The sequence below is a fragment of the Halorubrum salinarum genome, from assembly GCF_013267195.1.
Lineage (GTDB): Archaea > Halobacteriota > Halobacteria > Halobacteriales > Haloferacaceae > Halorubrum > Halorubrum salinarum.
Genome location: NZ_CP053943.1, coordinates 123,086 through 146,188, shown reverse-complemented (window position 1 = coordinate 146,188; position 23,103 = coordinate 123,086). Strand labels below are relative to the sequence as shown.

General features: G+C 53.7%; 15 protein-coding genes. 11 read left to right on the top strand and 4 right to left on the bottom strand.

Annotated features, from left to right (window positions below):
* Positions 1 to 177: 177 nt before the first annotated feature.
* The gene (locus tag HPS36_RS16775; protein ID WP_173231057.1) at positions 178 to 864 is read left to right on the top strand and encodes an SOS response-associated peptidase; all 687 of its coding nucleotides are present in this window, start codon (positions 178 to 180) and stop codon (positions 862 to 864) included.
* A gap of 18 nt (positions 865 to 882) precedes the next feature.
* Here the strand turns inward: HPS36_RS16775 and HPS36_RS16770 are convergent, their stop codons facing one another.
* Entirely contained in the window at positions 883 to 1,911 is a 1,029-nt protein-coding gene (locus tag HPS36_RS16770) for a Cdc6/Cdc18 family protein (protein ID WP_173231046.1), read from the bottom strand.
* Between the two features lie 225 nt (positions 1,912 to 2,136).
* Here HPS36_RS16770 and HPS36_RS16765 point away from each other — a divergent pair, with 225 nt between their 5' ends.
* The 3 genes from HPS36_RS16765 (at position 2,137) to HPS36_RS16760 (ending at position 8,603) form a co-directional block, all read left to right on the top strand.
* Positions 2,137 to 4,473 carry an AAA domain-containing protein gene (locus HPS36_RS16765; protein WP_173231045.1) on the top strand — a complete coding sequence of 779 codons (2,337 nt, stop codon included), beginning with the start codon at positions 2,137 to 2,139 and terminating at the stop codon, positions 4,471 to 4,473.
* Between the two features lie 16 nt (positions 4,474 to 4,489).
* Entirely contained in the window at positions 4,490 to 4,711 is a 222-nt protein-coding gene (locus HPS36_RS17065) for a hypothetical protein (protein WP_121598788.1), read from the top strand.
* An 85-nt stretch (positions 4,712 to 4,796) separates the two neighbouring features.
* A complete protein-coding gene (locus tag HPS36_RS16760) occupies positions 4,797 to 8,603 on the top strand; it encodes a helicase-related protein (protein WP_173231044.1) in 3,807 nt (1,268 codons plus the stop codon).
* 8 nt (positions 8,604 to 8,611) lie between these two features.
* Here the strand turns inward: HPS36_RS16760 and HPS36_RS16755 are convergent, their stop codons facing one another.
* A complete protein-coding gene (locus HPS36_RS16755; RefSeq protein ID WP_173231043.1) occupies positions 8,612 to 12,223 on the bottom strand; it encodes an Eco57I restriction-modification methylase domain-containing protein in 3,612 nt (1,203 codons plus the stop codon).
* A 162-nt stretch (positions 12,224 to 12,385) separates the two neighbouring features.
* Here HPS36_RS16755 and HPS36_RS16750 point away from each other — a divergent pair, with 162 nt between their 5' ends.
* Positions 12,386 to 14,734 (top strand): Eco57I restriction-modification methylase domain-containing protein, encoded by a 2,349-nt coding sequence (locus HPS36_RS16750; RefSeq protein ID WP_235681789.1) that lies wholly within the window; start codon positions 12,386 to 12,388, stop codon positions 14,732 to 14,734.
* A 49-nt stretch (positions 14,735 to 14,783) separates the two neighbouring features.
* Here the strand turns inward: HPS36_RS16750 and HPS36_RS16745 are convergent, their stop codons facing one another.
* Positions 14,784 to 15,386: a site-specific integrase gene (locus HPS36_RS16745; protein WP_235681793.1), complete on the bottom strand. Its 603-nt coding sequence runs from the start codon at positions 15,384 to 15,386 to the stop codon at positions 14,784 to 14,786.
* 164 nt (positions 15,387 to 15,550) lie between these two features.
* On the opposite strand from HPS36_RS16745, the gene HPS36_RS16740 reads away from it, so the two are divergent.
* On the top strand, positions 15,551 to 16,126 hold the full coding sequence (locus tag HPS36_RS16740; protein ID WP_173231041.1) for a hypothetical protein: 576 nt from the start codon (positions 15,551 to 15,553) through the stop codon (positions 16,124 to 16,126).
* Between the two features lie 22 nt (positions 16,127 to 16,148).
* Positions 16,149 to 16,625: a hypothetical protein gene (locus HPS36_RS16735; protein WP_173231040.1), complete on the top strand. Its 477-nt coding sequence runs from the start codon at positions 16,149 to 16,151 to the stop codon at positions 16,623 to 16,625.
* A 42-nt stretch (positions 16,626 to 16,667) separates the two neighbouring features.
* On the opposite strand, the gene HPS36_RS16730 is transcribed toward HPS36_RS16735, so the two are convergent.
* Entirely contained in the window at positions 16,668 to 17,573 is a 906-nt protein-coding gene (locus tag HPS36_RS16730; protein ID WP_173231039.1) for a hypothetical protein, read from the bottom strand.
* A gap of 108 nt (positions 17,574 to 17,681) precedes the next feature.
* On the opposite strand from HPS36_RS16730, the gene HPS36_RS16725 reads away from it, so the two are divergent.
* The 4 genes from HPS36_RS16725 (at position 17,682) to HPS36_RS16710 (ending at position 22,910) form a co-directional block, all read left to right on the top strand.
* Positions 17,682 to 18,788 carry a competence protein CoiA family protein gene (locus tag HPS36_RS16725; protein WP_235681788.1) on the top strand — a complete coding sequence of 369 codons (1,107 nt, stop codon included), beginning with the start codon at positions 17,682 to 17,684 and terminating at the stop codon, positions 18,786 to 18,788.
* A 63-nt stretch (positions 18,789 to 18,851) separates the two neighbouring features.
* On the top strand, positions 18,852 to 21,293 hold the full coding sequence (locus tag HPS36_RS16720) for a DUF262 domain-containing protein (protein ID WP_173231038.1): 2,442 nt from the start codon (positions 18,852 to 18,854) through the stop codon (positions 21,291 to 21,293).
* 394 nt (positions 21,294 to 21,687) lie between these two features.
* Positions 21,688 to 22,506 carry a ParA family protein gene (locus HPS36_RS16715; protein WP_173231037.1) on the top strand — a complete coding sequence of 273 codons (819 nt, stop codon included), beginning with the start codon at positions 21,688 to 21,690 and terminating at the stop codon, positions 22,504 to 22,506.
* Positions 22,503 to 22,910 carry a hypothetical protein gene (locus tag HPS36_RS16710; protein ID WP_173231036.1) on the top strand — a complete coding sequence of 136 codons (408 nt, stop codon included), beginning with the start codon at positions 22,503 to 22,505 and terminating at the stop codon, positions 22,908 to 22,910. The genes HPS36_RS16715 and HPS36_RS16710 overlap by 4 nt, the downstream gene beginning before the upstream one ends.
* Positions 22,911 to 23,103: the final 193 nt, after the last annotated feature.

The window sequence follows — 23,103 nt, the reverse complement described above, 5'->3', positions numbered from 1 at the left end:
CACCGAATTTTCGGGATTGTGCGCCTGGTTCGGAGAAGTTTCCAGATCTGGCTTCTCTAGTACTGCCTCCGTTAACCAATACTCTGTACATAATGGGGCGTATGTTGGTTAAGTACGTCGGTACCGCGAAGTTCCTGTGCGACCACGTTGAAGATGCCTCCCTCTGAACTTTCAGGTATGTGTGGCCGAAACTCGCTTTTCATCGACCAGGCCGACCTCGAGGCTCGCTTCGACGCCGAGGTCGTCGCGGACGGCGGGTACACACCTCGATACAACATCGCGCCTGGCGACGACCTCCACATCATCACGAACGAGGATCCCGACGAGATTGACGCCTACCACTGGGGGCTGATTCCGTTCTGGGCGGACGAACCCGAGGAGGGCATCATCAACGCTCACTCCGAGACTGCCGACGAGAAACGCGTCTTCGAGCGGGCGTGGGAATCACGTCCCTGCCTTGTCCCCTCGTCAGGGTTCTACGAATGGAAATCGCCGAACGGCGGATCGAAGCAGCCCTACCGGATTTACCGGGAGGACGACCCCGTATTCGCGATGGCCGGGCTCTGGGACGTCTGGGAGGGCGACGACGAGACGATCTCGTGCGTCACGATTCTCACGACAGAGCCGAACGACCTGATGAACTCAATCCACGACCGGATGCCGGTCGTCCTCCCGAAGGACGCTGAGTCCGACTGGCTCGCCGCAGACCCGGACACCCGCAAGGAACTGTGCCAGTCGTATCCGAAGGACGATCTGGACGCCTACGAGATTTCGACGCGGGTCAACAACCCCGGCAACGACGATCCCCAGGTCATCGAGCCACTGGACCACGAGCAATCGGGCCTCGGCGAGTTCAGTTCCTGATAGCTGACGGGGTCACCGTTACTGCATCGGCGACGCCGCCGCTGAATCGACGAGCGAGTACTCTCGGTCCCGACTCGTTCCTTCCGCCTCGAGGAGGTTGTACTGCTCCATTTTCGAGAGGTACGTGCGGATAGTCCGCTTCGTCCGCGGATCATCGACGTCCTCGGTATAGCGCTCGTGAATCTCGCTCGGCCCGACTGGGCCGTGCTCGCGAACGATGTCGTAGACGACGCGCTGGTGCGGCGTGAGCGAGTCGAGGCTCTTCTGCTTGATCTGGGCCCGAGCATCCTCGGCGGCGTCCAGGAGAATATCGTCGGTGATGCGCTCGTGGTTCTCGCGATCGGCCTTGCCGGCGGCTGTTCGGAGGATGCCGATTGCGAGGCGGGCGTCGCCGGCGGCCGCGTCGGCGATCCGGTAGAGCTGGTCGTCGGTGATGACGTCCTCATCGAGTCCCCACTTCGCCCGCGCACTCAGAATGTCGTACAGCTGCTCGTCGTGGTACTTGTCCATCCGGACGTGTTCGCTGGAGCGCAGGCGGCTCACGAGGCGGTCGTCGACGCGGCTGAACAGCTCCTCTTCCTTGTTCGCGATGCAGATGATCGCGAACTGCGGGAGGCTGTGGAGGTCGTAGATGACGCTGGGGTCTTCGAGCTGGTCGACCTCGTCGAGGATGACGACGGTTCGCGGGCCGTCATGCTGCTGGAGGCGATCGACGAGTTCGTCGTGGGGCGTCGACTGCCGGTGGATGTCGATGGTCGCGCCGAGGTCGTCGAGGATCTGGTAGAGCGTCCGAAATCGGGTGTAGTTACGCCAGCAGTTGACGTAGATGGCCTCGACGTCGAGGACCTCTTCTCGAAGTCGTTCCGTGACGAACTTCGAGATGCACGTCTTCCCGGTTCCGCTGGGTCCGGTGACGATAGCGGTGTCGGCGGGTTCTCCGTTCGTGATGGGCTCGAGAACGCTGGAGAGGTGGTTGACCTCGGCGTCGCGATGCTCAACTTCCCGAGGAACGAACCCCGCACGGAGAACGCGAGCATCGCGGATCATCTATATCTGGTAGACGGCTTCTTCAGCTAGTATTAAAAATCTGCCCGGGTCGTTTCCGGAAACGAATGCTGATAATATCTTGGCTCTCTTTGCCGTGCGGTTATCGTTCTATTCATACTCTTTTCCGGAAACAGTAGTTCCGGAAACATTGACGAATTCCTTTCTAGCGGTATCTCCCCATCGTCAAGGGGGCTTTTTTAACCAGGAGTCTGTACCAGATTTCTAATGGCGACGTATCTGGAGCAGAAAAAGTCCCAATTCGAATCGGACCCTAGTGGGCAGGTACGTCTATCGGACGTAGAAGTGCAGGAAGAGGAAAGGTGGAACCCAGATGATCCTGCAGTAGCTTTAGACCACTTAATTGCTGTATTTCGCCGACGGGGTTTGGTCAGAGGTGATGCTGTCCTGTTACCAGTTCATGAACCTGAGTCCGCATCATTAACTGGCGAATACGTATTATACACTGAAGATGAATACGGTCATTCGCTTCAGTATTATAACACAGATAATGAGGCTCCAGATTTTATTGAATATGACAACGCCTCACGTTCCGGCTTACTGTATCGGCTCCGTTTCTGGGATCGACGATTTTCAAACCCGGACGACCTCCTATCTGATGTTCTAGACGACCGTCCTCCGTATCGACCAAACCCAATTAGCGCTGAGTCCCCGATGAGTGATGACGAGTACTCTACTTTCGTTGATGAGACGCTCGAATTTGTCCGAACTGAGCTTTTGTCCCAACATCAAGGGGACTTAGATACTATCGTTGGTCACGGTGTAGATGTCGACCGTTCTGGAGGGGGAGTGGTCAGATCAACCGATATCCACAGGGGACCTTCTACGATAACTTGTAACGTTGATCTTCCGTCGTCAGAGTCGCTCGGACGTATGTACGAACCTGTGGAGGATGTATACGACATCTATGAAGGAAATACGGTCGCTCTTCTATGGGAAGATGATTATGGTGGTACCGCAGTTTTGGATGGGATTATCACTCGAATCGATGGAAGATCTATTGTCATCGATGACGGCTTTGGAACCTATAACCGGGAGAGCGTAGATCTTAGCGAAGTTGGACAGGTCACGCTCCGGGTGGTGGAAAAAGGAGTGGCAGAACGTCGGGAGTACGAAGCATTCAAACAATTGAGCGAGCGATCCGAATCGCTCCTTCGAGGGGACTCGAATATCGATTTCAGTTCTCCACTCGATCTGGATTTCATTCCCGACCTCGAGTTGAATACTTATCAAGAGCGAGCAGCGGTCGATGCGCTTTGCGCAGACGACGTGTTCTGTATTCACGGACCTCCAGGTACTGGAAAGACGCGAACGTTGGTCACGATAATCGAGCACGCGGTCGAAAACGGAGATACTGTTCTCGTCTGTGCTCACTCGAACCAAGCTGTCGACAACATCGTCGCAGGTGAAAGCACAACCGAGGTCCCTGATGAAGCCTCCCTTCATCGAATCGTCCAACGGTTCAGTGCCGAGGATGAACTCCGTGAAATTTCGATGGTTCGTATAGGTAGTTCCCGCCAAGATGTCGATTCATTTGTCGCCTCTCGTTACTATACTCCCACCAGCCGACTGGATTCGAATATCGGGAGTCCCAATATTATCGCATCAACAACAAATACGGCGGCAGTTCTTGACGATCGAGACGATGTGAACTTGGACCTTGTAGTGATTGACGAAGCGACGCAGGCATCCGGACCTGCAACGGCTGTTCCATTCGGATGGGGGAACCGTGTTGAGGAAACCGACCATGGCCGTCTTCGTTCAGTTGGGTACCGGACTATCCTGGCTGGCGACCACAGACAGCTCCCCCCGTTCGTATCGGATCCAGAAATGCGCGACCGGGGGCTACACGCGTCTCTATTTGAGCGACTCCTTGATGTCTATGGAGAGGATCTCGCCCAGACGCTTTACCGTCAGTATAGAATGCATGAATCGATTGCCGAATTCGCGAGCCAGGAGTTCTATGATGGGCGATTAGAACACGGCGAAGACAACCGGACAGCAACTATTGATGGCCTCTCGCCTCTCCTTGCAATCGATGACAATAGTGGCGAAGCTCAAAATTCCAGCTCGAACTCCTACCACAATCCAACCGAAGCACAGTATGTAGTGGCCCAGGTTCAGAGGGCACTGAATCATGATGTTGATGCGAGTGATATTGGCGTGATCACTGGGTATAGTGATCAGCGAGAGGTCATTCGGTCTGAACTCGTTAACAGTATCGAGGGCCTTGAGTACAATAGTGTCGACGTGGAGACTATTGATAAGTTCCAAGGTGGCCAACGAGAGGTGATAATTGTCTCTTTTACTCGGTCGAATACCGAGAGCGATTCTGGATTCCTTGAGTCTCCACCTCAGACCGCACGAAAGCGGCTCAACGTAGCCATTACCCGCGCAAAGAAACGTCTCGTGTTAATTGGAGATTGGGAGACGCTTTCGACTCCCGCTGTTTTCCGTGATTCTTCAGAAAGCTGCGCGGATACCTTCGCCCGCCTTCGTGATTATCTTCAGGACCGGGATTGTATGGTTTCCAATCGGAGCTAGCTCAATCACCTTAGCTATGAAACGATTTGATACGGGAGATCGTGTTCGCATAGATATTCCAGATGAGACGGATCCGGACCATGAGCGGCTTCATAGTCGTCAAGGAATGGTTACTGAGATCATTCCTGATGAGGCAGGGACAGTAACTGGTGATGAACGAGAGAGCTATCTTTTCAAAGTGGAACTGGATAATGGCGAAACTGTCGACGTTCGCTGGCGAGATCTTCGGCCAATATGACCGGTTCGGACGTAATTGACTCGGTAGCCCTATCCCGTGGTCACTAAACACTAAGTTAGCGTACTGAATACATCTCGGCATTACGATGCTCTCACTTCCTCCGCTTGTCGATAACGCCAACAGAACATTAGAAGACGCTTACAAGCGGATTATTCCCCAGATTGAGGAGGGCCGTATCGCAACTGGGTACTTTTATCTCTCAGGATTCGACCTCTACAGGGAAGACCTTGAGAATCTGGCTGACCCCGAGGAACTCGGCCACGCTCCACTTCGGATCTTGATGGGTCGTCAGACGAATAGGGGAACTGCTGACGAAATCGGTGAGGGGCAGAATCTCAAAGAGGAGCTCAAAAGAGAGGTGAGAGAAAGCATCTCGGAGCTGAATAACGCTCAAATTGGCCGACTAGACCGGCTACGAGACTTTATCGCCGAAGGCGAGGTGAGCGTCCGTGTGCGAAATCCCGAAAACGGTTACTTCCACGCAAAGGGTGCCTCATTTCGAGCGCCACTCGAAGATGACGAAGATTGGGGACAAGACGAGGATGAAGACACCCGCCCATGCGCTACAGTTGTCGGCTCCTCGAACTTCACCAAGAGCGGCCACCAGAACAACATCGAGCTGAACCTCACGAGTCAGGATCGACACAAGGCCGAAGCGTTCGAGGAGTGGTACGACAACCAGTGGGCCAACGCCGAGGAGTTCAGTGAGGAGATCATCCGAATCATCGAGAACAGCGAGGAGTACCAGGACTGGAAGGAACAGCAGGAGGACGAGTCCGACCAGGAGACGTCATCCGAGGAGCTGGGCACGTATCTCGAACCGTTCGAGCTCTACAAGCTGCTTGCCTACGACGAACTGAGTGGGAACGTCAACATCCGTGACAGCCCACTGTACTACTTCCAGAAGCTCGGGTACGAGAGTGCAAAGGAAAAGCTCTCACAGTTCAACGGGTGCATCGTCTCCGACTCGGTCGGCCTGGGGAAATCATTTATTGGCGGTGAACTCCTCCACGACTACCGCCAACGTGGCGACCACTGTCTCCTCATTGTCCCGGCCAACCTGACTGATCAGTGGGAAGACCTACTCCAGAACGACACTGACGAAGACGGCAATCCGTACTTCGGGTTAGAGGTAGACGGCACACACCTTGACGTGATGAGTATCAGCAAGTTCCAGAATCTCTCCTACGACGAGGTGCAGGACCTCAAAGACGAGTTCGACGTCCTGCTTATCGACGAGGCTCATCGGTTCCGGAACTACGGGAAGTGGCGACCGAATCCGGACCACGATGATGACTACAAGGGGACGCGACGACACGCGAATCTCAGGCAGCTTCGCGGAAAGACGATGATTATGCTGACCGCGACCCCGATCAATAACAGCGCTACCGACCTAAAGAACCTCATCAGCTTGTTCACCAGCCCGGAGGAACTTCGGAACAAGGCGTCACTCGACTTTGATGCGTTCGACGAATATATCGAACTCTCGGAGACGCGAAAACGCATCGCATCCGGGAAAGAGGAGGTCGGCGACGACGAACAGCAAGAAATCACCGAGCAGCTACAGCGACACTCCTCTGAGATTTCGAATATCCTGAACGAAGTGATGGTTCTCCGGACGCGCAAGCACGTCAAAGATCAGATTCAGGACAGCGAAGACTTCGAGATGAGCTTCAAGCCGCCGAAACTCAACAAGCAACAGTACTCCCTGCCGGCGGCCTACCAGCCAATATATCGGATGCTTCCCGACGTGATGGACGCCCTCCACCTTCCTCACATCACAGTCAAAAACCCGAAAGCAGGGAGCACGCTGAAAGCCCTCTACAAGCTGAACCTCCTCAAACGGCTTGAGTCCTCAACGTACGCGTTCGTCCAGTCGATCGAGACGCTGCATCAGAGCGAACGCCAGCTTCTCGGCCTTCTTGGTGAACTCCCCGAGGACGAAGACATCGATATGCTCCGAACTGTTCGGGAGGGGGATGACTCTGAACTCAGTGACTTTGTCGAAGGAGCCGACGCTGCTGAAGATCTCGAACAAACACTCGAAGAATTCGGGTTCGATACCGCCGCTATTCAATCGGAAGAAGGAGCTGATACTGAGGGAGATGAACTGGCGGACGCCACCATCGGCGAGGTGAAGACGTACATCAGGGAGGACCTTACCCTTCTCTCGTATTTCCTCTCGCAGTTCATCGGTGATGTCGCCCGTGATGCGGGTGATGTGAGCGATTATGCAGTTTCCACGCGGCAATGGCTCGCTGACCACGACGCTGGTGTCCTCCCAGATATTCCCGAAGAGGAGATGAATCCGATTCTCTACCCGAATAGTGACCTGAGCGAAGTCGACCCCGCCACACGCGACTTTTACGAGGCCGTCTTTTCACTCCGCGAGTTCCGCGATCCGAAGATCGACCGACTTGCAGATGTCCTCACGAATCACGATCAGAAGGTGCTCATCTTCACGCAGTATCGAGCAACTGCAGACTACGTCTATCGAACCCTCTGTGACAACGAGGATTCCCCACTCACAGAGGCGAACAGTGCCGTCGTCAAGGGTGGTGACGAGAATAAGCAGGACATCATTCAACGCTTTGCTCCCGAGGCGTCAGGCTACCAGCAAACGCTCGCCGAATCGGGGGACTCAGAGCTACAGTACGTAGTGGCCACTGACACGCTGAGTGAAGGGGTTAATCTTCAGGACGTTCATGTTGTGGTCAATTACGACCTGCCGTGGAACCCGATGCGGATTGTCCAGCGTGTCGGGCGAGTCGACCGGATCGGGAGTACCGCCGAGAAACACGTCCACAACTTCTACCCGGACGGCGACATCGAGGCGGCGATTAAGCTCCTGAAACGCCTACAGGCAAAGATCAACGATATTGCGCTCATCGTCGGAAAGGAGAACAACATCCTCGATCCGAACGAAGACCAGATTCTTGAAAAGACAGGTGTAGACACGGAGAAGACTATCGGGGAATTACAGGTGGACGAGATCGAGGACTCTCTCCAGAAGTCCCGTGAAATTGACGACGTGAATGAACTTGACGACACGAGCAAGAATCCGCTCCTCCGCAATGCTGGGAGTAATGAACACGCTGCGTTCGAGCGGTACCTTTTGAAGCGAGAACTGAACGAGGATTATGACCTGACTGCGGAAGACTTCGAGTACGCTGAGGACTTCTTTAATGACCCGCCCGAAGAACGAGAATTCCTCTACACGAATGTAACTGACCACGATGCCGGTCCTCGTCCGGGCGTGTTCGCCCTTGCCCACCTCTGGTTTGACGATGATGACCACGAGTCCCCGCTTGGTCGCGTCCGTCGTGCTTTCTACTACAAGCCCTTCGCCGACGAGGTCAAAGAGCGGCCCGTGAGCACGCTCAATATTGACCCTTCAGTTGACGGCGAACCGATTACCGGGCATCCAGATACGGTGTTATCGAACCGTGGTGAAATTCAAGCAGTGCTTGACGAGCGTCTTGAGGTGATTCGAGAGGGCCAAGTTGAGGGTGCTTTCAAACAGGGAGAGGCCTTCTCGAAGGAACAAGAGACGATCCTCGATTTCATCAGTCACTACGTTCAGCCGAATCACGGTGATGAGCCGGCTCCTGTTGAAGAGTTTGAAACGATAGGAGAATGGGCTACCGACATCGAAGCGCGGCTGCAGGAGGTAAAGCTGGCGAACACGGATGAAGACCGAATTCTACGGGAAATCTTTCGCCAGAACGAGCAGTACGACTCTTTCCCAGAGTGGCCGACCGGGGAGTTCCTCAGTCAGCTTGAGGAGTTCTTGGAAGAGAACGTCGAAGCCTCTACTGAATACCAGACGAAACTAATGGGAGAGAGTGATGTACAAGCGAAGCTCGTATGCTGGGGGGTTGTCGGACAGTGATTCGGGAGCTACGGTAGGGGCCCCTTCTGATCCACTAAATCATATTTCTCCAAGACCAGATCGAAGTACATCTCGTCCATCAGCTTCGGACTCTCAACGCGATGGAAGTCGTCGAGGACAAACTTCACGTCACGACGTTCCAGGCCATACGCGTGGAATGCGGCCGCGTCGATTTCAGCCTGTAATTCTCTGCGTTCTTGGTTTTCTACCGCTGCCTCGATTCCGCCGAGTCGCTCACGCATTTCTTTGAATTCTTTCCCGTAACAGTTCAATCGGGCAGCTCGTTCAGCGATATAATGGAACCAATCATCTCCGTCGGTGAGCCGTGGTAGCTGGGATTCCAGCAGTTCGCGCTTGATGATGTGCGTCTCGACTTTAGTTCGCATCAGGAAATCGAACGCAATGCTGTTCAGGAGTCCCGTTGCCACGAAGAGTTCTTGATCCGTAAATCGCCGGACGTAGGGTGACCGAAGTGGGGACTCTGTGAGGTGTTCCTCTTCCGGTTCAATAGCGAACGGCTTGAACGTGTTAATGGTGTGGAGACAGATGACGTCCTTCGGAAGTACCGTAGCTATTATCGTCCGCTCGTCCCGGGATCGAGAAACGTCTCGAATGCCGATTCGGTATTCAGTGCAATCGAGCAGGACATCTTCTTCCTCAAGTCCGTGACTACGGTGTTCTTCGAGTAGTTCATCTACGAATTGAACTTGAGACTTCCTCGTTTCTGAACCTCCAAAGGCGTCGTAGATTGCCCGTTTGAGATTACCCCTGTTGAATTTCTTCTCTCGAACACGGTACTGAGCACTATTCGGTGGATCGTACATCCCCCGACTCCAGTACTGCGGTCCATCTAACGCATCTGTGTGGGTATTATCGTACTGAAACTGATGAATATTTTTGCCGCCATAGACGGGATAGTCGGCCTCCTCCGGCGATGTCAGGAGCCTATCCTTATCAGTCGATTCAACGAACTCCTTAGTGAGCATATCAACTGTCCAAGCCTCCTCTAAATCTTCACCCAAGGAAGGCTGCTCAACTACCTTCTCCAAGACGCTTACTTCGATCTGCGAGGTGATGGATGGGAAGATTCCCCCTTCTGGAGAATAACTGACGAGTACGTCGCGCGGAATGTTGACTGCCTCATCTTCGATCCTGTAGACTATATCCATGTCACGTTGGTTGAATATCCCCCGAAGAGCTGATGTCTTCCCCCCATATTCGAACGTCAGAATCGCGAACCGGTATCTATCGTCGATGGCCTCAAAGATACCCTTGTTCTCGAACCCGATGAGATTCTCCACGTCCGTATGGTCCAGCAGATGCATTCGGAGGTCTTTCCCCATTACTCCCCCGAAGATAGTACCGGGGAGGAGCAGACTCACCTTCACGCCGTCTCTGGAGAGTCTGAAGACCCGCTCAAGAAAAAGAGCTGAAAGTTCGTTCTTTGTCGGCATCGTTCGACCCCCCACCACCGGAGATTGGAGCTTATAGACATCTCCCTGCGTGAAGAAGTCTGCCTGAGTTTCCATCGACTCCTTGTAGTCCTCCCATTCCCACGCAACTTCTGGGTTTGAGAGGAGGTCTTCCATCACACCGTCCTTTTCCTCCGACGGATAGGTACGGAACTGCTCATCGTAGCGGATGAAGAAGTCGTCGCGATTCGCGTAGAGCATGTCCCACGGTGGATTCCCGATGAACACGTCGAATCCACCTTTCTCGAAGACGTCGGCGAACTCCAACGGCCAGTGGAATGGGGACCACTCCCGAATCCCCTCGATCGTTATGTCATCAAAGCCAGCGTCTTGGAATTCTCGCCGTAGGATTTCGTCAAATTTGTCCCGGTGTTCCTCAATTCTAACTTCTGCTTCTTTCCGCCATTCTTGAGCTTCAACACTGGTCTCCGCTTTCTTGTGCTTCTTGATGGCCTCTTTCACGTCCTCAAAGCGAGTTTTCACCTCCCAAGAATCGAGATCGCTGTCTCCGTCTTCGTTACTCTCGATGTCGGTATCGAGTTGGCCGATTAGGCTGTTCCCTTGCCGTACGTTGAAATCGATATTGGGGAGCGGCTCCACCTCACTCGGTTCATCCTCGATATCAGCGACCATCGACAACCAGAGTCTGAGCTTGCAAATCTCAACAGCACCTTCGTCGATATCGACTCCGTACAAATTGTTGAGGATGACCGTTCGCTTTGCGTACAGTGATGAGGAGCCTTTCCCCGACTCGATTTCCTCTATCTCTTCTCGCGTTCTGGATTCTAGCTCCCAGCCTTGCCCTTCAGCTTCGAGCCGCTGGAAATACTCAATGCATTGCATGTATAGGTCCATCAGCACCTCCTGTGCGGCGAGCAGGAAGGCGCCACTTCCTACGGCGGGATCGAGAATGTGTGCTTCCTTCAGAATGTCGTGGTAGAGAGTCTCCACATGGCTGGTCTGGACATTTTCCGTTGGAACTTGCTGAGTTATGGTTCCGCCATCGGCAACAGCTTCTGCGCTACTATCTGCCTCGGGCACGGGGAATCCGAACACATTGTCAATCTCGTCGTAGTCTGCGTCCACAGCCTCGTTGAGTTGATCGAGCAGATACGGATGGATCGTTCGGCGGGCCATGAACCCCGTGATCTCTTCCGGTGTGTAGTACGCCCCCATCTCCTTCTGATTGACCGTTTGTTCGAAGATGTGGCCCAAGATCGCCGGGGAGAGGTTCTTGGGATCGACGATGTCGAGTCGTTCGTCGACGTTCCAATTCCAGTCGGAGAGGAAGTCGAGGATATCATCGAAGAGCCCGTTCGTTTCCTCGGCAGAGCCACCTAATTTCGCGTCCTCAAACTCCTCTTCGACAGGATTCTTTGCGAACAAGCCACCGTTCAGGTACGGAAGACTACCGAAGTCAGGGTTCTGTTTGTCTTCTGCGAGGTATTCGAAGAAGAGCGGTTCGTAGAACTCTTCGTAGTGGTCACCGCCCTCGTCAACGACTTCATTCGGCTGTTCGTGAAGGTAATTCGGGTTCCGATCAAGAAGGCGTTTTTCCTGGATGAAGTATAGGAAGATCATTCGGTCAAGAATGACCTGCACATATCGTTGCTTCGCATCACCACGATCGTCAGGGATGCCTGTAACCTCTTGAATGAGATCTGTCCGGAGTTCCTCGAACTGTTCATAGAACTCCTTGACGACCTGTTGCGTATCGTAGAGCGTATCGTATATCGCAGCAGAGGAACCGTACTCGATCGAGTTCAGCTTTTGGAGAATAGTGTTCTTCTCTCCACTGTCCCGCGTGAACTGCTCCTTCGAGAACGAAATCTTTTGATGCTTAATTCGACCGTGCTGCTGCCCCTCCCAGCTTCGGACTCGCGTAATGAAGGTGAAGGTCTCGAAATCGTTGGTGGCAACAAGGTTGGTATGCCGTGAGCGATTTTCCGGTTTGAAGTCCGTGGCAGTCTCACCGGGGCCAGCATTGACAATGACGATGAATTCGTCATCATCAAGCTGGACTACAAGTTCGTTATCGCCCCCAAGTTTCGGGCGTGGTTTGAGCCCGCGTTTTTCAAAGGAGTTCGCTATATCGTGTAAAGAGTCCCAGCCCGCGATATCGGATGCGGTGATCTGCTGGAGAGTCATACCACCTGAAAGTTGCTTTACTCATATGAAAATGATGGATATGAGGGTGGCTTTCGACTGAACTGGTCAATACACTTGTTGAATAGAGTGTAAGAAGCAGCTCGTATTTCACCGGCAATCGTAAATAAAGTCGAAAACAGCCAATAGCGAGACGATCAGTTGATGCAATGCATTGAGTATTTCCAGCGGCTCGAAGCTGAAGGGCAAGGCTGGGAGTTGGAGAGTCGTAGCCGTGAAGAATTGGAGAGAATAGAAGAGGGACATGGAGGGGTCTCACTTTTCGCAAAGCGTTCTATCATCCTTCACAATCTCTATGGAGTCGATATCGAAGACGGGGCAGTCGAAATCTGTAAACTACGCCTGTGGCTGTCGATGGTCGCTGATATCGAGGACGAACCGAACGAGGTCGAACCCCTCCCAAATATTGATTTTAACATCCGTCAGGGTAACTCGCTGATCGGGTTCACTGAGCTCCAAGAAGTCGCAAGGGAAGATGCTGGCGACGCGTCACTCTCGAATTGGGGTGTCGGAACTGCAGTCAAAGATCTCTATGAGGATGTCATCCAGGAACAGGATCGCCATCGAGCTGCGGATTCTGCCCGTGAAGCGCAGAATGCCCGTAAAATGGCTGAAAGAAAAATCGACACCCACAGCGAGGAGCTTAATGAGAAGATCCGCGATCAGTTCAACGAACTTGTCGACGAGGATATTTCTCTTGAGAAATTAGAGGAGTTCTCACCGTTTCATTGGGTGCTCGAGTTCGCGACAGTCTATCGGGAAGGTGGCTTTGATGTCATCATTGGGAACCCACCGTGGGATGAGCTGAAGCCATACCGGACGGACTTCTTCCCAAAGTACGATACTGAGTTTCGTAGCCGCCCACCAGGTGAAAAGGACAAGAAGGTAGAGGAACTCTTAAAGAACCCTGAAATCGCTGCCGAATGGGAGAAGTTCCAGCGTGACAAGGAACGCCAAGCGACCTATATCAACCAGAGTGGAGAATACGAGTACCAGACACCAAGCGTAGAAGGACAACAGGTTGCACGGACGAACGACCTGTCCCTACTGTTCTTTGAGCGAGTCTATGATATCGTCAGAGACGGTGGTTATGTTTCACAGTTGCTTCCAGGTCCGTTCTTCAATGCCGCCGCTGGAAAGGATTTGCGAGTACATGCATTGGAAGAGTCTGAGATTCAGAGTATCATCGGATTTGAAAATCGCGGTATCTTCTCCGATATAGACACTAGGTATAACTTCGGTATCGTTACGCTCCGAACAGAGGGAAGTACTGATACTGTCCACGGAATCTTTCATCAGACTTCCGTTGATGTTCTTCGGTCAATTGACGATGTAGCTCTAGAAATTCCAGCGCGAATCCTCAAAGAGTATTCTCCTGGAGCTCGAATTTTCCCCAACATCGAGGACCAGCAGGAGGTTTCAGTGCTGGATAAAATTCTCCAGACACCACCATTGGCGACTGAAATTGAAGGTGCTTGGCGAACGGTCTTGTACAAGGAACTGGATCGAGGACGAGATCGGGATAGATTCATCGAAGACGAATCCAAAGGGGATTATCCGGTCTATCAGGGAAAGAACATTCACCAATTCTGTTATGAGTCGACTTACGTCGACGATCTCAAACCCATCTCTTTGTGGAGTGTCGATGAAGATAACGAGGAGCTGAGCGCGAAGCGTCGCGTTCGAGAGAAGAACTTCCGTGCCCGGGACGATGCGATCAGCCTGAAGAAGGCTATCTACAACAAGTTCGCTGATGACCCTGAGTTCTGCCATCTCCCGGCAGGTTCGCAGAAGCGATTCGTCAATCGGTTGCTAACAGAAGAATTCGACCGCCCCGAACTTTCTTTGGAGGACATCCGTCTCCATAGTTCTGAATACCGGCTTGTGCTCCGTGAAGTCGCTCGTGCAACCGACGAACGGACGCTCATTGCGGCTGTAATCCCACCGGGTGGAGTCGTCGTCCATACGCTGTACACGGTTCGGCCATTCGAAGCAAACCCTACCAAGGACGACCTTTCGGAATTCCCGATGCACAGTGCTTACGACCGTGTTTTTTCTGATAAGGAGCTTTTCGTCGCACTTGGGCTGATCAACAGTATCCCGTTCGATTTCTTGATGCGGACAAAGGTCGATTCCCACGCCTCGAAGTACAAGTTTGAGGAGTCACAGGCTCCTCGTCTCACTGACGGCGACGACTGGTTCCACTACATCGCTGATCGAGCGGCGAAGCTCAACTGTTATGGTGAGGAGTTTGCTGAGATGCGTGAGCGACTCGGCGGGATTGAGCCGGCGACGGATATGGAGACTCGGCGTGAACTACAAGCCGAAGTCGATGCGGCCGTGTTCCACGCATATGGGCTGGATGAGGAGGAAATGCAGTTCGTTCTTGATGATTTTCATCGGGTGTCGAATCCTCGAATTATGACGGAAGCGTACTTCGAAAAGGTTGCTGAAAAATACGCTCATCTTGGGGACGTAGGGCCGATGGAATAACTACTGAATTAGCGCTACACTTGGTTCCCGGTCATCAGTGGGTCCAGATTTACTGATGAATACTGTCCAGCGCTCGCCGGGTCATCGCTCCATCGACATTCAGATATTGACGTGCAGTCGTGATGTCTTCCCAACCGAACATTGCTCGGAGTGCGGGGAGATCCAAGCCTCTTCCTGCATGGTACGACGCTGCTGTGGCACGTAGTCCGTGTAACGAGGTTGCGTCGTTGGACAGTTCTGGAGACAGTTCAAGGGCAGTCTCCAGCCGTCGTTGTAAGGTCGAGAACGAATATGGCCAACCGCCATGTTCCTTAAGTAATAACTCAATCGCGATTCGGACTCGATACGAAAAATGGTACGGCACTGTTCGAGACGCGGCCTCTGTTTTCGGGAGCCAATAGCGATCTGCAAAGCTTTGGAAGTCTTTCTCGGGATTGTGGTCCATTCGTTGTTTCACTGCTTGCCGACAGTAGCCACAGATACCGCCGTCACGTCCCTTTGTACAATCTTCTTGTTTAGGAATTTGAATCATCTGACGCTCTGGGTCAATCCACGACGTAGACAGGTGCGTCGTTTCTCCTGGCCGGAGTCCCAAACGTCCCCCGAGGAGGATAGCCGCTCGTGTCTCTAGACGTCTTTGGGTATCTGACATCCGCCCGGCTCCTTCTAACAATAGTTCGAACTCGCGTTCGCTAAGAGCCCTTTCTCGTGTTGCTTCCATACCTGTCGCTGTCTGTCGATACAAAGATAATCTGTATCTTCTCCGAGTGCCAAGGAGTATAAAACGACATACCACCACACACTCAACTCAGGATTATGTCTAAACCCGACATCGAGGTTCTGGACGACAGTGACGCTTATCCTTACGCTTCCCACATCCGAGTTGATGAGAGAGAAATCCAGCTCGGAGACCTCCTACTGGTCTTTGAATCCGGTGAAAGCCAGTCGGTTAACTTCTTCGAGCGAATCTACGGATTCACTTGGCCGGGAGTCATTACTCACGTCGTTGACGGTCCCGTTCCTGCAGAATTTCACGAGTTCGACCTATTGGCAGAGGAGATTAATGGCGGGAAATTCGCTATTGCTCCACGCCGCGAACGAACGAGTTTCTTCGTCGACGATGATACCGTCCGCACAATTACTCTCTATCGATATCAGTCCCAGGACGGGTGGCAGCCGATCGTGATTGATGAGCGACGAGATCCACTTGAGGACACTCCTCTCGCCCAATCTGTAGCTCTTTGCGATGACGGTGAGCAGGTAATCGAAGAACTACTCCTGACAAACTCTCCAGAGGGAGAGCAGGAGTTTGAGCACATCCAGGAGTTCCTTGTGTCTGCTGGCTATCGGTCTGAATTGATCCCAGCTGTTAATGAAGTCCTCGAAAACTGATGAAATCTTTTGAAATCAACAAATGCTCGGGATAGAAACGCTTGCTACCGTAGGTTTGGGCCTAGATGCTGCTGGTGCCCTAATGGTTGTCCTTCCTGAGTTCGAACAATTTCGGGCATACAAAACACCTGAGTATGAAATCCAACAAATCGAACAGGGCCGGGTAACTCTCCTGAGCGAAGGGAAACTGACCTCGGATGATTCTGGATTTGAGGCCGTATGTGAGGCACTCGACGGGCGAGTCGAGGTACATGGCCCAATAAAGGAGATCGTCGTCGTAAGCCTGGAGGACGAGCCCGACGCTGTCGAAGTTCGATATCACACCGATGGGGATTCGATTCACGCTCGCGACGGACGAATTTCTCGAACACTCGTTGATCGATATATCGAACGCCACGTTCACCAGCTTGAACAACGGGCCCGCGAGTGGTATCTTCGGGCTGGCAGTTCTCTCCTCTTATTCGGCTTCTTGCTCCAGATTGCTGCGTCTCTCTTGTGACATCTGCTCTCGATAGCGTCGGAAGTGTGCGCGGTGGCCGGGTTAGCGTTCTAATGCTTCTCTGAGGTCGCTTCCAGGAGAGCCAAAGATGTCGTCGAACTCCTCAGGTTGGTCCTCTGCAAATGTTCGGAGTTCCTCTCGCGATGTGATCCCGTATTCGAGCGCGAGGTAATCCTTGGTCGCCGCCCCAATTCGAGGGAGTTCGGCGAGATCATCCTTGTATTCCAGCTGATGCGCTTTCAACCATTCGTGAGACTGTTCTAGGGCTTCCTCGGGGGTTAACGACTCATCAGGTCCCGCTTCGATTGAACGGCCTTTCCGATACCAAGCGTTCCGCTCTGCTTCTGGTGCGTTGCACGCGATTGTGGTACTCCCGTCCGGCGCCGGACTGATGGTAAGGTTGAATCGCCCGGCCGAAACCCACCGAATCCGGTTTGAGGACGCCTCTACGAGGTCCCATCCAGTGAACGAGTCCTTTGGATTCAATTGTTGTAGCGGACCTGTATCACCGAATGAACTCCCTGACGAGAAGCCGTCGAGATGGTTCGTCGCGATACTGGAGACGACATCGCGGTCCACACCGGTATCTTTTGAGATATCGATCGGATCCGCTGTCCCCAGGAGGTCGTCGACCGTTGTGTATCCTGCGTCAGCAAACGCCACGAGCCGGGCACGATTCATTAGATCCTCGTGATGCAGCTGGTCATCAATCCCTGTTTCCTTGAGGTGGTGAAGATACTCCTGGGCGACCGAGTCCTCGAAGCGGACGTTCCCAGCTTCTATTCTGTTCGCTTTGAGCGCTTCAATGAGTGCTGAAAGGGAGTATGAGGATTTGAACAGCGGATTCCACTCTTCCTCGTCATCGTCAAATACCTCTATGTCGGTTTCTGGTTTGAAGTAGATGGGTCGATTGGCGTTGGCAAATTCGAGAAGTGAGACTGACACCATTCTTACTGATGGCTGACTGACTCTCGGATTAAATAGATGTACCTCTCAAGCGAGGGGCACAACAGGGGTATTATTCTATAGGTGGACTGCTAAACTGCGACAACTAGTATGCCGTTCTTGGCCCTCCACGACGGTACCGAGGTTATCCCGAATCAGGTACAGAAAGGGGATTTCCTCGAGTGCCCGAAGTGCGGCGATCAATTAAAAATTCGCGACTCCCATCGCCGGAAGGGGTCGTTCGTCGCGCGGCATTTCTACCACGCTGCTGAAGAGGAGACGGACTGTGGCGGTGAATCTCCACCTCATTTGCGGATGAAGTCGATCGCGTATTCGAAGCTCACGACCGAGTATCCCGACGCTACAATAGGGCTAGAACAGCAGCTGGGTGACCGGCGTGCCGATATTCTCGTTGAGTTTCCACAGCCTCGGTTCCCTGAGGGCCGTGGCATCGGCGTCGAAGTACAGCACAAACACGAGGACAAGGACGTCGACGCAGTAACCGCTGAGTATCTTGCTACAGAGTACAGCGTCCTCTGGTTGGGAGAAGAGGACTTCTCCGGATTCAACGTCGATCTCTCTGGCATTCTTCCGATCTGGCCTCACGCGGTCCAACACGACTTCAGCGACGGGTATCACGGCGTCATCCACTGGCTTCGACAATCAAAGCCAGCCAATCCCTCGATGGACGTCGTCCTGCCGCGAGAATATCTAGCTGAACACAGCGAGGGGCTTCGTCGAGCATGGGAGTACGGGAAGTTCGATCAGGGAGGGCAATCGGACTGGAACGATCTCGGATTCTGGTGGTTGAGTGCCTCGTATGACCCGTACCAGAAGTGGTTCAAACTCACCGAGACGCCTGACGGGCGGACGATGCTTCAGCTCGGGAAGCAGGTCCGCGGTACTGAACACGTGCTCGCTCCAGTTCAGACTGAACACTCTCGGAATCGGGGGAAGGTTCACAGCTTGGCTTACGAGGTGGATTCAGCAGATACCTCCGCTGGCGAATGGGCAGATATCGAAAAGGCGTGGCTGGAAACCGGCTTACAGAGTACTTCAGTTATCTTCAAGCTCGTTGCAACCCCGAGCGGGGAGCTCGCTCTATCGTTGGGAAAGTACAAGGAACACAGCGACGATGGCGAGTTCATTACCGTCTCTACCGAGTTCCAGCGTAATCTCAAAGAGAGCCTCCACGAACTCGCTAACCTTCTGGGGTGACCTGACTCGGCCCGGAAACCCGCCCACAACGGTAAATGGACGGACTACAAACAGCAGTCAATAATGTCGGACGAGGCTGACGATTTGTATGATAAGTACATCGACTACGATGGCAGAGATCTCGATACCCGGAATGTCGGTGATGGGAAAGTAGTTCGGCCGATTACGGCCGAGAATTTCGAGATGGAGAAACGGACTCTGGGGGAGGTTCTCACCGATCAGAAGTTCAACGTACCAGAGTACCAGCGACTGTACTCGTGGAAGAACATCCACCACGAACAGTATTGGTCGGACATCGAGCAGTTCGTGAATGCCGACCTGGTCGCTGACCGACGCGAAGTGTCGGACGTGTTCTTCAGCTCGATGTACTTCGCGGTCAACGACGACAAACAGGTGTACGAGGTCATCGACGGCCAACAGCGGCTGACGACGACACACCTGCTGTTGCGCGTCCTTATGGAGCACCTCGAGGACGTCGATCCAGCCTCTATCGAGGACGATACCCTGGCGGAGTTCCGGGACTACGGGATCGGGCGAATCACCGATATCCTCTATGTGGAGGAGTCGTTCGGCAAACGTGAGCCCCGGCTCACGCTGAACAAACACGACGCTGAATTTTTCAAAGCCCTCATGATGGGGCCCTCCGCCCAGGTGGACTACCTCAAGAACGAGGCCGACTTCAGCATTCACGGGAACAACAGCGATGCGGTGCAAGTCTCGGAATGTCTGGACCGGTTCGGCACCACGGACGATGACCTCGCGGACCTGGATACTGACTCGCTCTCCTCGGGGGCGTTCTTCAAACTGTACCGCTCGCACCGGCGGTTGTTGAAGGCCTACGAGTTCTACGACGAGAAGATCAGCGGCGTCGTCGCCGACGCCTACACGCCGGACGAGACGGTGCGAGCGCTCGTGAACATCCTCAACTACGTCTATAACTCCTACCACGTCGGGGAGTACCTGATTCGAGAGGCGGAGTCGGACTTCCGGATGCAGATATTCGAGATTTTGAACGACCGTGGCGTCGATCTGACGAAGATCGACCGTATCAGGGCGGCGGTCGTGAACGCCTTCTTCGATACCGACGTGAAAGACGAGTACGTCGACAAGTGGGAGGACATCGTGGTGGCGTTCGCAACCGATGGTGACGCCATCGACGACTACCTCTCGATCTATCTGAGTATCGTCGACGATGGCATCGACAGGATTGGTGACGCGAGCGCCGAACTGACCAACGCCTTCGACACACGGAACATCGACTCGGATGTCGTCCCGCGGCTTCGGAATCTCGATGAAGCGAAGGCTTTCCTCGACTACGCGCACGACCTCGTCGACTACTATCAAGATATCACGACCACGGAGCTCGCCGCTGACGATCTTGAGTTAGCCAGTCACCGAGAGCAGTGTCGGGAAATCCTTGTTCGCCTCAATAACCAACAGATGGACCAGTGGCGGCCATTCGTCTTGGCGCTCTACTATCACACCAATCCTGAATCGGAACGGGATGCAGCACAGTTCCACCGCGTACTAGAGACCATCGAGAAACTCAACCTGCGACGCCTCCTCATCTCTGAACGTCCGAGTATTTTCCGCGAGGTCTTCATCGAGGCCGTCGAGGAGTTCAATCTCGCACCAACTGCCGACGCCACTCCAGATAGTGTATACGAGGCTTCTCGAGAGTACCTCATCACCGAGATGCGTTCCTCTACGCCGACGCTGTTCGGCGACAGGTTCGTCGATACGGTCGTCCAGACGCAGTCCTGGAGTACCGGAACAGCGCGACTGCTCTTCGGGAAGATCGCCCAGGATCACTTCGACGACAGTAGTCGTGCCGTCGAGCGAGACCTGAACATGGGGAACATCCATCTCGAACACGTCCTCCCGCAGACCCCCGTCAGCGACCCGGAAGACCCGACGTGGCTTCGGGAGTTTTTCAAACTCGACTCGGAGCCGGACATCGAGATCGCGTCAGAGATCGAACGCTATATCGAGCTGGTGCAGCGCTCTGATCTCGACGAAGAGGAGGAGCGACTGAAAGACAATGTCTCGGAGTTCATCACGCAGGGGTTCATCGACGATATCGGGAACTTCCTCCTGCTCCGTGACACCGATAATATCGGGGCGAGTAATCGGCCACTCGCCGAGAAGATGACGCAGTACTACTCCGAGATCGACGGTTTCGCCAGTATCTACCCCAATCGGTATTTCACGGCCGAATACGGCAACGTCGATCGCGACTCCCTCGACAAACTCCGTGAGCAGCACGATGGCGGTGACGTTTCGAATGTGGACGCCGATGTAGTGGCGTATTTCAACTCCTTCTGGACCTACGAGACTCTGCAGGATCGACGAATCGAGCTCCTCTTGAATATTCTGTCGACGCTTGAGTTCGATTCGTTTGAGGACGAGTTCGGGATTGAATCCGACCAAGATGAGGTACGCCACGAAATTCAAGAGAAGACGGACCAAGAGTTTGAGATACGTCTGTCCGTCCGATCGCTTTAACCCCCTCTGAGAAGTCGGTTTTGCGAGTACCTGTCGAAGCCTTCTCAGCTGACTATCCTATCCAGCTTCGCCATCCCCACAGAAGGTACGACCTCCTTTGCCGAAACGAAAGGAACGAACGAAACGAATAGAATGAAGGGAATGAAGTAAACGAGGTTGATGAATTGAATTCTCCAAACGAACTGGTTTGACTCTGGTTGGCTTGTGATAGAAACGAACAAAACGAACGGAACGAAGTGAGTGATAGAAATGAACGCAATTAGTTCCACGAGCGAAACGAACAGTTGGTTTTAACATCGTAGTAATCCTCCCACCGAGTGAAACACCCTCACCGAACGCACCGAACTAAACGAGAAAAACGAACGAAACGAACACAACGAGAGAAACGAAGATAATGACCGACACCAACACCGCACGAATCACGGTGGCGAATCAGAAGGGAGGCGCGGGGAAGACAACCGACGTCATTCATACTGGCGGCGCACTCGCTGCCCGAGGCCACGACGTCCTCCTGGTCGACATCGACTACCACGGTGGGCTCACCTGCTCGCTTGGCTACAACGATCTGTACTACGATACCGACCGTACGACGCTGTTCGACGTCCTTGACTTCGACCAGATGGAGTCGGTGAACGACATCATCGTCGAGCACGAGGAATTCGACATCCTTCCCGCCAGCGAGAAGCTCGCGAACAACAAGAACATCCAGACGCTGCTTGAGGCGCCGAAGAGTCGCGAACGGTTGGAGATGACTCTCGACGAGCTCGAAAAGGACTACGACTACATCATCGTCGACACGCCGCCATCCCTGAATGTCCTCACCGACAACGCCCTCGTCGCAACCGGCAACGTCGTCATCCCCGTCATTCCCGAGAAGCTCAACGCCAACAGCCTCCAGATTTTCGCAAAGCAGCTGAGTTCCCTCGAACAGGCGTACGGAGACATCAATCGGATCGCGATTGTCTGTAACCGCGTCGAGCAGAACGCTGAACACCGCGACACCATCGAGGAGATCAAGTCGGCGTACTCCCTCCCGGTGTTCGAGATCCCGAAGCGGACCGACCTCTCCCAGTCGATCGGCGAGGGGGTGTCCGTCTTCGGCTTCGGCAAGGAGAACCAGCGCGTCGAGGATGCACGCGACCTGTTCAACGAGATCGCCGACCTGTTCGACGAGACGTTTGAGAAGACCGCACCTGAGGAGGTGGAAGCATGACCGACGGCTGGGGTGATGCTTCCGGCATCGAGGGCAACTACGAAGAGGAGGACGACGAGGCTGATTCCAGCGAAACGAGTGAGGTGAGTGAAACGGTGGAAACCAGTTCATCGACCGAAACGACAGAATCGACTTCAACGAGTGAAACGAACGAAACGAGCAAAACGAAGACGAACATCAAGGACGAGTGGAACGGGCGGACGATCTACATTCCCGACGATGTCCTCGACGAGATGGAGGATACCTACCTCGAGTCCCAGCTAAAGCTCCGCAAGGCGGGCCAGGACGAGTTCAAGAAGAACCGCCACTTCTACCCGCTACTCGTTCAGTTCGGTGTTGAGGCGCTCTCTGAGGCGGATGCCGAGGAAATCAAGGCTCGGCTTTCGGAACTCGGCGACGGATGACCTCGTGCAGAGCGAGGCCCGAGATTTTGTATAGCGATATACGATATATACTCTACTGTAATGCGGAGTTCCGACGCTAAGAGACTCTAGACCCCCGAATTCTCCCGATGGCTCAAGTACAACAAGTGGTCCTGATTATGCCCGTAATCACGACCACTTTGAAGTACCCTGCCGCCGTCGGTGAAGCACGAAT